7 protein-coding genes and 1 pseudogene are annotated in these 10,659 nt (G+C 68.9%); 3 read left to right on the forward strand and 5 right to left on the reverse strand.

Going from position 1 to position 10,659, the window contains the following annotated elements; translation table 11 throughout:
• The first annotated feature begins 271 nt into the window (after window positions 1–271).
• The gene (locus ACFWBF_RS01940; RefSeq protein WP_385593621.1) at window positions 272–928 is read left to right on the forward strand and encodes a hypothetical protein; all 657 of its coding nucleotides are present in this window, start codon (window positions 272–274) and stop codon (window positions 926–928) included.
• A gap of 1,010 nt (window positions 929–1,938) precedes the next feature.
• On the opposite strand, the gene ACFWBF_RS01945 is transcribed toward ACFWBF_RS01940, so the two are convergent.
• From ACFWBF_RS01945 to ACFWBF_RS01955, 3 genes are read right to left on the reverse strand one after another with little or no spacing between them, the layout of a single operon-like run.
• A complete protein-coding gene (locus ACFWBF_RS01945; RefSeq protein ID WP_385593624.1) occupies window positions 1,939–2,628 on the reverse strand; it encodes a hypothetical protein in 690 nt (229 codons plus the stop codon).
• Window positions 2,625–3,464, reverse strand: coding sequence for an ABC transporter permease (locus ACFWBF_RS01950; protein WP_385593630.1), 840 nt, complete (start codon window positions 3,462–3,464; stop codon window positions 2,625–2,627). Before ACFWBF_RS01950 ends, ACFWBF_RS01945 begins: the two co-directional genes overlap by 4 nt.
• Window positions 3,461–4,108, reverse strand: coding sequence for an ABC transporter ATP-binding protein (locus ACFWBF_RS01955; protein ID WP_385593633.1), 648 nt, complete (start codon window positions 4,106–4,108; stop codon window positions 3,461–3,463). Before ACFWBF_RS01955 ends, ACFWBF_RS01950 begins: the two co-directional genes overlap by 4 nt.
• A 1,057-nt stretch (window positions 4,109–5,165) precedes the next feature.
• Between ACFWBF_RS01955 and ACFWBF_RS01960 the strand changes: the two genes are divergently transcribed.
• Window positions 5,166–5,486 (forward strand): hypothetical protein, encoded by a 321-nt coding sequence (locus ACFWBF_RS01960; protein WP_385593635.1) that lies wholly within the window; start codon window positions 5,166–5,168, stop codon window positions 5,484–5,486.
• Window positions 5,487–7,611: 2,125 nt separating this feature from the next.
• Window positions 7,612–9,126, forward strand: a complete 1,515-nt coding sequence (locus ACFWBF_RS01965; protein WP_385593638.1) for a peptide ligase PGM1-related protein — start codon at window positions 7,612–7,614, stop codon at window positions 9,124–9,126.
• A 3-nt stretch (window positions 9,127–9,129) separates the two neighbouring features.
• Here the strand turns inward: ACFWBF_RS01965 and ACFWBF_RS01970 are convergent, their stop codons facing one another.
• Window positions 9,130–10,131, reverse strand: coding sequence for an isopenicillin N synthase family dioxygenase (locus ACFWBF_RS01970; RefSeq protein WP_385593642.1), 1,002 nt, complete (start codon window positions 10,129–10,131; stop codon window positions 9,130–9,132).
• A 112-nt stretch (window positions 10,132–10,243) separates the two neighbouring features.
• A pseudogene (locus ACFWBF_RS01975) lies at window positions 10,244–10,530 on the reverse strand (flavoprotein); the annotation flags it as partial.
• Window positions 10,531–10,659: the final 129 nt, after the last annotated feature.

Genomic DNA, 10,659 nt, shown 5'->3' on the forward strand with positions numbered 1-10,659 from the left:
GGAACGAGACCGGCACCAAGCTCGTCACATTGCTCCCAGCCCTCAATCCCGCTGAGAACACGCAGCCGCCGCCCCTGCACACGTACGTGAGCCGGTTGCCGCCGTGTCAGGTCCACGCCTTCTCGATCAACGGCCATGCGCCCCGCACGCTCCCTCGTGCTCCTGAGCCTCGCTCCCACGGACTTGGCATGGGGGACGTGATGCACTGGGATCCGGTGTACGCACAGCACTCCGTTCGGCACAACCGCTACCAGAAGGAGTGAGTCATCGCGTGATCCACATGACCGAGACACTGGCCGTGCACACGGTCGAGGCCTTCCTAGACCGCGAGGAGATCTCCCAGCTCACCAAGCTCCTGGACGGACACCTCACGACAGCCAGGTGGACTCCGGCGCGGCCCAGCGACGGCATCACCCCACCCGGGGAAATCCAGGAGATCCTGGCCACCGCCCTGCAGCGGGCCCTCCCCGCCATCCGCCGCACCTTCCCGTCGGCCGCCGGCGCGACCCCCTGGGACTACCACGACCTCGGCCCCGGCGACCGGATCGACCCGCACCTGCACGGCGTCGGCGACCCCGACGAGCGACCACAGCGTGTCGCACGCGTGGCCTTCCACCTTCAGGAAGCAGACCTCGGCGGCGAGTTCTACGTCGACACCAGCTCCTCCGACGCCCTGTGGACCGGCCGCACCGCCGGTGAGAGGAGCGCGTTCGCACCCGGCACCCGCTTTGCACACGAGATCTCCCACCACGCGGGACCGGAAGCCCTCGCCGCACTGCGGGGGGTCCCCCGCACCCGCTGGACCAGCGCACCATCCGCCGGAACCGCCATCGTGTACGGGGCGCAGCTCGTTCACGGGGTCGGAACCGTACGCGAGGGCCGGCTGCGGAAACTGATCACCAACCTACTGGATCAGCCTCCGCGCTAAGCGCACCCGGACCAGGCTGCGAAGGGACGGCCAAAGTCGGCTGCATTGGCTACCGCGCCATCGTCACTGTCCAACCGACAGGAGCCTGTCGACGGTCATGACCGCGCTCCCACTCCGCCCCGCCGAGTTGCTCGGCGGGGCGGCAGCTGCCGGACCCCGAGCAGCCAGGGGCTGTGGCGGGGGCCGGGCGTCGGCCTGGCCTTCCCGCTACTGCGTGGGAGTTGCACGGCATGCCGCGGACGAACGTTGAGCGTTGTTGACGCTCACAGGGCTTGATTGAAAGGCGAAGACCTTCGGTGTGGTGGGAGCTGCCCTCCGGGCCGTGGGCGGTGGCCGTGCGCGGCCGGCCACCCGAGCCCGGCCGCGCACCCCTTCTTCGAGTCCTCATACTCGGGTGAGGCGACCCTCCGCCTGGCCGCCGCCCCCGTACCCGGCCCTGGTCTCCACGTACCGTGCGCTGGTGACGCGAGTACCTCCCTGCGCACACTCCGGCGAGCTGAGGCTGAAGGTCGTGCTGCCGTGTTCGTCCCCGGTGCCCCAGGTCAGCTTTCCCGGCGTGAACGTGGACGGGAGGGTGTCGGACTCACCGAGGACCCACGCGTTGTCGCCGCCCAGGACAACCCTGCGATCAGCTGCGCCGCCACCCGGACTGACGGTAACGGTGCCGCTGTAGCTGGCGGACGCGTCGACGTCCCTCCAGTCGCCGATGGAACCGCCGCAGGCCGGCGCGGCATGCGCAGCGGCTGGCGCCAGGATGCCGGCACTCGCGAGACCCGCCAGAGTGAGCGCGGAGGCGGAGAGAAGAGCGGTCAGGTGCTTCGCGATGTTTCCCTTCGAGACGTGCGAAAGCTCCTACAGGTAACGCATATCGATGCAAACGGTCACGGTTAGTGATCTCCCTCCTGGCCTGCCGGTGGCGATGGGTGGGGTCGGCATGCCGAAAACACGACCTAGCGGAACCTGATCCGCCGAACACCCCGCTCTCCTTCTCAGCTTGCCTTGGCCGGACATCAGGGGCGAAGAGCGAACGTCGTAAGGGCTGTTGCCGATGCCAGGACGGCGCCGATGATCACTTGTGCGGGAGAGTGCTCGCGCAGGGTGACGCGGGACCAGCCCATGAGCACCACCAGCGGGCCGCACAGCAACCACCACGGCCCCAGGGCCAAGGTCAGGACCGTCGCCGTTCCGGCGCAAGCGGCGGTGTGCACGCTCACCTTCCACACGGTGGTGACGGCGAAGATCGCGACCGATGTGACCACCGCGGCCAGCACCGCGGTCGCCATCTCACGAGGGCCGTCGAGCGCGATCAGCAGTATCAGCCCCGCGGTAGCCGATGCCATGGCGACCGGCAGGACGAGGAGGCGCTGTCGCCGCTGCGGTACGGACAGATCGCTCCAAGCGCCACGCCGGACGCCCCGACGTACAACGATCTGCGGGGCGGCCGCGCAGAACAGTACGGTCACCCCGGCCCAACCCGCTCCCATAGCCCCGTGCCCGAACCATCCCAAGCCCACGAGCCCGGCCGTGAAGACGGGGGTGGGAGCCAGCAGTGCGGAGACGCCGATGGCGGCGCGCCTGCGGGCGTCGAGCGCCGTGTCCACCGGGGACGCGTGAGCGAGCCTCCGCACGGGCAGAGCCGCGTAGTCGCGGCTGGGGAGGCCCGAAGGGGCGGATGTGCCCGCGAAATCGCTGTTCTTCACGGTGTTGGTCGCCCCTTCATGAGGGCGCCCGGCGCGGGGGGCATCAGTACGGCGAGCCTGGTGGCGCTGCCGTTCCCGGGGAAGCGGCGTCGGTTTCGGACCGCGAACGAAGTCATGCCGACGGCTGCCATGGCGAGCGCCCAGCACAGTCCCATGGCGAGGTAAGACCAGGGCAGCACGCCGAGGCGTGCAGCGGTGGCGGCGGACTGCATCGCACCGTAGGTCGGCAGAAAGCGCAGCACAGGACTACCGGCCGCCGGATTGGCGATCGGGTTCTGCAACCCCACATCGAGGAAGCTGACCATGATGATCAGGAACATTCCGGCGAGTTCGCTGCGCAGGACGGCGGCGAGCATGACGCCGGCGCCGCCGTAGATCAGCGCACCGACGAACAATGCGCCAGCAAGCAGCCCCAGTTGTTCGGGCTGCCAGAACAACCGGATCCAGAAGGTGGCGTAGAGGGCGACGGGGGCTGCGGTAAGGAGCAGCGTGGCGTACTTGGCCAGTACCAGGCACAGCTGCGGATAGCCGGCCATCACCAGGCGGCGGTCGAAGTCCGCGGACTGGGAGGTGGCGAGGAACATCATGAAGCCGATGATCAACGCGAGGGTGTGCATCGCTCCCGTGAGCTGGATGAGAATGTTGCCCTCGACGGTGATCGTCCGATCGGCCGCACGCAGGAAGAACGGCACGGGTGCCTTGGCGCTCACGGTGTAGGCGAGTGTGAGCCATACAGGAATGAAGAACACCACCAAGACCAGTGCCAGGCGGTTGCGCAACTGCTCAAGGACGGCGAAGCGCACCGCTGTGCCGAAACACAGCCATGCCCGGCTCATTCGCCACCAGCCCGGACGCCGACAGCCTCGCGCTGCGCCAGCTTCAACACTCCGCCGTCCAGCTGGTAGACGGCATCCAGACGTTCAGTGTCATAGGCCAAGTGGGAGACCACCAGGACCGAACGGCCGCGATCTGTCAACGAACTGGCCACTTCCCAGAAGCGCAAGTACATCTCCCAGTCGAAGCCCTGGTAGGGCTCGTCCAAGAGCAGCACCTGCGGATCGTGCATCAGAGCGAGCGTCAGATTCAGCTTCTGTCTGGTTCCGCCGCTCAGCGTTCCCAGGCGGGCATGGCGGTAGTCGGCGAAGTTCAGCATTTCCAGCAGTTCCAGCGCCCGGTCGAGGCTGTCCAGGCCGTAGGCGACCTGGAAGTAGCGCAGATGCTGGTCGACGGTTAAGGCCTCATGCAGAACGGTCTGCTGCGGGCAGTAACCCACCCGTCCCCAGCGTTCCACCGTCCCGCCGTCCATTGCCAGATCGCCCATGAGGATCCGTAGCAGGGTGCTCTTCCCCGCCCCGTTCTCCCCGACGATCCCCACCAGCCGACCGGCTGCCAGATCCAGACTCACACCGCACAGCACAGAGCGCCGCCGATAACGCTTGTGAACGTCACGCACCCGCAGGAGGAGATCATCCACCGGCATCGTTTACCCCCCATGAAGAAGTCATACCGGCTGTAACGAACGGGCCAGCCGAACGTAGCGGTGGAGTGCCCGCCGCCGGGTGGCACCACCACCTGCTGCGGTGCGATAAGGGCCGACCCGTAGCGGTCGCGTCGCCAGCGCGCCAGGCCGACACCGCTGACTCGGCGCGGAATGCGGTGTGTGCTGGCGCGGTACCGGAGTAGCACCGAGATTGATCACGCTCTCTGAGGCTGGTCCGGAGAGACTGGCCGTCCTTCCGGTCGTCGTCTCCGTTGGTGGGGCGACGCGTGCACTGGTTGGGCCCGCCACGGCGGGCCGGTGCAGACCTCGGTTCCGATTCCCGCCCGGTGTCGGGGCTGCGTCAGCTGCCCGCCCGGGGCACACGAACGTCCTGATCTTCGATCGGTCAGGGCTTTCGTGCCGTGAGCGCGGTGTTCCGTACGGACCGGCCGGGGTGATGGACTGGTGGGGCTACCGGACCGGAGGGCCCAACCACGGTGAGCCGGTCCGGCAGCTGGTCCCCAAGGGGCGCCACCTGGCCCTCCAGCTCGCCTGCGGACACAGGCCACCAGGGGTTGGACCTCATGCCCTTCCGGCCGCCCAGCGCCGACCGCTGGCTTTAGCAGCCTGCCAATCACCGGGCTGCTGTCCGTGCCCAGGGTGTCGGCGGTTTGAGGTCGTCGGCCCCGGTGCGCCGCGTCATGGACGCGGCCTTGATCTCGGCTGTCCGGGGTGGCCTGATGACCCGGGGAGCCTTGACGGTCACGGCCCGGAACCGTGGGGGCCTGGATGGAGTGCGGTGCGGACGTGCTGGTGGTGGGGGCTGGTGTGCTGGGCCGGTCGATGGCGGCTGGGGCGCGGGCACGTACATGCTCCTCAACGCCGTGTCCTCGCGCCTCGACGACGCGCCGTTCACCGCGATCACCGCTGTGGCAAACGAATTCGCTCTGGCCTGCCACGAGACCGACCCGGCCGGGATCCCGGGCTACCGGCCGCTGGACAACGACCGCTGCGCGCCCTGTACCTGCCCGGCGAGCGGTTCCTGGACGCACGAGCCTTGCTGGCCACCCTCGACTCCTTCCCCCACCTGGTCCGCACCAGCCCCGGCACCCTCACCACGGACCCGGCCGGCCGGTACCGCCTCAACACGCCAGGAGGGGACTTCACCGCACCGCGCGTGCTGGTCTGCGCCGGGACTTGGACCACCCGCCTGCTCACCGACCTGGACCCGGACCTGCCCGTCGTCCCCGTCCTGGCCGCGGCCGGCACCGCTCTCACCGTCGCCGCCCCGCAGCCCCTGCCCGCCGTGATCCGCACACCCAACCGCGCCTACGCCTGCGGCCTGCGCGCCGTTCCCCAGGCAGACGGCGCCTGGTAAGTCGGTGCAACCGCCCACCCCGCCCTGACACCCGCCACCGCGTCCACTCCCGGAGCCTTGCGCTCACTCCTCGACGCCGCCCTAACGCAACTCCACCACGGCCTGACCACGATGCCGCTGGCTGCGTTGCACCACGGCAACCGGCCCGTGGGCCTCGACGGGCACCCCGTCATCGGCCGTCGCCGGCGCGCAGGTAGACCGACGGCATGTATCTCCCTGAATGACGGACGAGACAACCACTTCATCTGATGACAGGCTCGTCGGGCAGCATTCACCCGTCCAGGGGCCCCGTCAGATCCGAACGACGAGACGCTTTGAGGGGGCGCAGGATCTGCGTTTGATCCCTGCCGCAGCCACAAGGCGGGGTGTTGGTGTGGTGGCGCGTCCCAGGCTCAAGGACGTACGGGCGAGCCCCGGACCCCGACCTGCTCAAAGCCCTGGAACGCAGGTGATCCAGGCGAGGCAGCCTCACCTGGACCACGCGTGGCCAGGGCCAACAAGCGTCAGCGGGCCTGAGTGTGTGCTGGGTCGCGGGTGTTACCAGGCGATGACCACCAGGCCGGGGCCGCCCTTCATGCCGGGCTTGCCATCCTGCCCCGCGTATCCGGCGTAGCCCCCGCCGGGGTTGCCTCCGTCGCCGCCGCGTCCGCCTTCTCCGCCGCGACCCCCCTTCCCGCCCGCACCGGTGTTGGCCGGCACCGTGTAGGTGTCGCCGCCCGGAAGTGTGAGCGTGGCGGGGCTGGCCGAGGTCCCCCCGTCGCCGCCGTCTACGGGCTTTCCGCCCCCGGCGCCGGAGGTGCCATCAGTGTTCTGGCGGTTGTTCGGACGTGCAGGGTTTCCGCCCCCGTCTGCACCGGGCGCTCCCTGGCTGCCCTGCCGACCGTACCCCCCGGTCTGGTCCGCCCCCATACATTTCGTGGGGTTGGTACCGCCTTCGCCGCCGCGGCTGCCGCCGGACGGGCTTCCGCCTTGTGCTCCCTTCTCGCTGCTGCCGCCTCGCCCGCCACCCGCGCCCCCGGCACTGTGTCCGCCACTCCCGGCGTTAGCGACCCCGAAAGTAAACCGCTTCCAGTCAACCTTCCCGGTCAGGGCGGTACGGCTGCCGTCGTTGCCGTGTGTTCCGGCCCGTCCGGCCTCCCCGTTCCCACCGTCCCCGCCGAGGGCCAGGCCACCTGAGCCTCCGCTGGCCCCCGCGCCGCCGCGTCCGCCTTCTCCGGCCTGGCCAACGTCGATCATGAAGCCCCGCAGCACCGACGTCTTCATGGTGCACTGCTGGAATGCGCCGGCTCCGCCACCAGCGCCACCCGCGCCGGCCGCGCCTCCGGCTCCGCCGCCTCCGATGTCGTGGCTGCTGACTCCGCCGCCCCAAACGCCGCCTTCGCCGCCGCCACCTCCCGCGCCGCCGGCTCCGCCAGCACCGCTACCGCCCGCGCCCCACATGTACACGGTGAACGAAGTCACGCCGGGCGGGGCCGTCCACTTCTCCGACTGAGTAAAGACTTTGTGCCCGTGGGCAGCTTGCGCCTGAGGAGCGGGAGCAGCTCCGGCCGTTGCGTTCAGGGTGGCGAGCACGGACAGGGTCACTGTGGTCAATGCGGCACCACGTACTGACTTGGAAAACCTATTTTGATACGTCACGGCCTCATAACAACGGTTCCGGCCGAATGCACCGCCTCCGCGAGAAGAGTTACTTCGAAAGGGCGGCGCGGAGTCGGGCGGCTTGACTTCATACGGCGTTATCCGCGCTTCACCGGGCCTCGGCGGCCTGCCGGGCCAGCACACTCACCCCGGTCACGGCACCGGGCGCCCACCCAGGCGATCCGGGGCGGGCGCCGTTGGTGTGTGGGTCTCACATCTCGCTCGCGGCGGGTGCAAGCGTTCAAGGCCGAACCAGCCTTGAAGCTTCCACCGCCGAACCAAACACTCTGGATACCCACCGTGCCGAGGATGTCCATCATGGATCTCTTCGTTCGTTCCGCTCACACCAAATCCCGGCCATCGCGTGCGAATAGGTGGACCGTGCGACTGACGATGCCGGAAAATGCAGGGCAAGTTCGGGGGTGTGGTGGTGCCGTGCCGGTCACACCCCGGGCTCAGGAGGGCCGGCAGTGATGGTCAAGCGGGCATGACAAGTGGAGCGCGCCGCTGGCCGGCGCAGGTTTCCATCGAGAGCCGGGAAAGCGATCCGCGGCTGCTGGAGCGGCGAGCGGGAGCGACGCTCTTCCCGGAGCGACTGCTGGGGGCGGCGATCGTCAACACGGTGTGCAGGTCGGCCGGTCGCCTTCTGTACGTCACGGCGGTACCGGTGATCGACGCCCGGCAGCAAGTGGACTACTACCTGGGGTTACTCGGCGACCAGGTGCTGGAGCAGCGTGAGGCCGTTCAGCTCGTATCCGTCGGAGACGGCTCGTGCCGGTGGCTCAGTGAGAAGGTCCTGGACCCGGCGGACCCGGCGGCGGCACGAGTGCGCGCGCGGATCGTCGAGTTCCTGGACCGGGGGCGGCGCGACGGCGCAGACGTCCGCCTGAGCTACTTCGAGCCGTCCTTCGCGATGCAGCAGTTCGCACGCGCCCTCGGCGTGACACCCAGCCAGGCCGATGCCGCGCAGATCCCCCTGGGCACGAAGCACGCCGGCCGCCTGCTCTTCGCAGAGGCTGGGATCGAAGTCCCCCTCGGTACCCGTCTCTGCCGCAGCACGGAGCATCTTGCGAAGGAGATCGGGGGGTTGGTGCGCGCGGGACGGCTGAGTGTTCTCATCAAGCTCGACAGCACGGCCTACGCGGGCGCCTTCGGCCACGCCCTGCTGGACCTGAACGGCATCGGCACCGATCGCCTCGGCGGTACGGGGACACTAGTCGACCGCATTCGCGCCGCGCTGCCCCGATCGACCCTGTTCGATGCGCACACCACATGGGAGAACTTCGCCCGAGAGATCGAGGAGTCCGGTGCCATCGCCGAGGAGTGGATCGGAGCCGGCGCCGCCCACAGCCCCAGCTTCCAGGGGAGACTCACCAGTGACGGCACCGCCCAGACGGTCTCCACCCACGACCAGGTCTTCGACCCTGGCCGCCGCACCTTCACCGGCTGCCTCTTCCCCGCCGACGCCGCCTACCGGCACACCGTCATCGACTATGGACTGCGCATCGGCCAGGCTCTCCTCAAGCGCGGCCTGCGCGCGGGCGACTACGGCGTCGACTTCCTCGCCACACCCACCTCCACCGGATGGCGGCTTCTCGGCTGCGAAGTCAACCTCCGTGCCACCGCCACCAAGCACGCCTTCAGCATGGCCGCCGGACTGCTGGGCATCACGACGACCCCCGACGGACGGCTGATCAGCGATGCAGGGGAACGCGCCTACGAGTCGACGGACAGCATCACCAGCCCTCACTACGCGGGGCTGCGCCCCGTTCAACTGACCCGCGCAGTCACCGACTCCCCACTGCACTACGACCCCGTACGCAAGACCGGCGTCATCCTGCACATGATGAGCGCCCTCGTCGAGCACGGGAAGTTCGGCGCGGTGTGTATCGGCACGGACCGTGTTCATGCCCGTGCCCTGCTGCGAGACCTCCACAGCCTCGTCGACACCCTGGTGCCCGTGCCGGGGCACGCCGGTCAGGCCGGTGAAACCGGTCGATGACCTTCAGCGTTGCGCCTCGCCGCCGGGTAGCAGGGCTTGTGGGTAGTGGAGCCTTGCCACGTGGGGGTGCCCACGGAACCAGCCCTTCAACTCGTTCTCCCCGAACTGAGCGAAGTACGGGTTGTGCGGGTCGTCGCTGATTCCCCTCGCCTTCCCCGCCAGCTCGGACGGCAGCGCGACCGGCGCCAACCGGGCCTCCAGGCGCGGATTGTAGAAACCGATGACCGAGAAACGCTCCTGACCGGCGCGGGGCGCGACAACCCTGTGCGGCGTTGCCCTGACGTACCCGCCGGTGGCGACCTCGGACATCTCTCCGAAGTTGAGCACGAGCGCACCGGGCCGGGGCGGCACCTCCAGCCAGCCCCCCGCACCGTCACTGATCTGCAGGCCGCCGACCTCGTCCTGCAGGACGAAACCCATGAAACCGCGATCCTTGTGCACCCCCACCCCCTGCTCATGCCCAGGATGTGGACGCCCGAGATAGTGCACCAACTTCACCCGCACGTGGGCCTGCTCACCGAACCACGGATCGAACCGGTCCTCCGGCTGCCCCAGCCCACGGGCAAGGGCGCGCAACACCAGCCCGCCGAGACGATCGACTTCGGCCAGCCAACCGGTCACCACGGCACGCAGCTCAGGCAGCGCCGCCGGCCACTGATTGGGCCCGATCAACCTCCGCCAGGGCGGATCCGCCTCCGTCACGGGCTGCTCTGGACGTTCACGGGCCACGTCGAACACCTCCCGCCAGTCCCAGTGACCGCTGGTGACCTCCCGCCCCACAGGCGTGTAGCCGCGAAACCGAGGCGAGTGGACCTTGTCGACCGCGAGCCGTTCCACCTCGGGCAACGCGAAGAACGCATGCGCCATCTCGAAAACGGTGTCGATGCGGGCCTGGGGAACCTGATGTCCGACGAGATAGCAGGTGCCCACCTCATGGATCACCTCGCACAAATCGTCCACGAACGCCGGAGCAGACAGATCCAACACTGGCACTCGCATGCCCATCGCCCTCCCGTTTCCCTGCCTCGCCGCCTCAGCGACGCCGGCTCACACGCACAGCGCGTCAGGGGTTCCCGGGGCATACATTCCCCGACCAGGGATGAGAAAGACTTCGAATGGCCGCCCACTTGTTGACCGTTTGAACGTGGCTGGTGTGACTGTGATGGCGTCGGCCCGCCGGTACAGCCGCGCATCACCGGGTGAGCGCCAGACCGAACGAATCGGGTATCCGGCCTGATTCTCGATCACCTGGCTGTCGAGGAAGTCGAGGCCCCGTGGGGTGGCGACAACTACCATCTGCCAGCCCCGTTCCTGCGCCGCGGTGATGAGTTTGCCCACATCGCCGGCGATCCCGGCCGCGCATACGATGGCGTACACGTAGGGCTTGCGCTGCGGCTCAGGCACAGCGGTACTCCCAGTCGACGTCGACGGCTGAAGTGGTAGAGCTGGGGCAGCGTACGGCGGCGGCCCCGGGCAACTGCAGCCTCACCGAACTCCTCCGGCTCCACCTTTGCCACCTGCTCCCGCCGCACT

This window comes from Streptomyces sp. NPDC060028 (assembly GCF_042736725.1).
GTDB lineage: Bacteria > Actinomycetota > Actinomycetes > Streptomycetales > Streptomycetaceae > Streptomyces.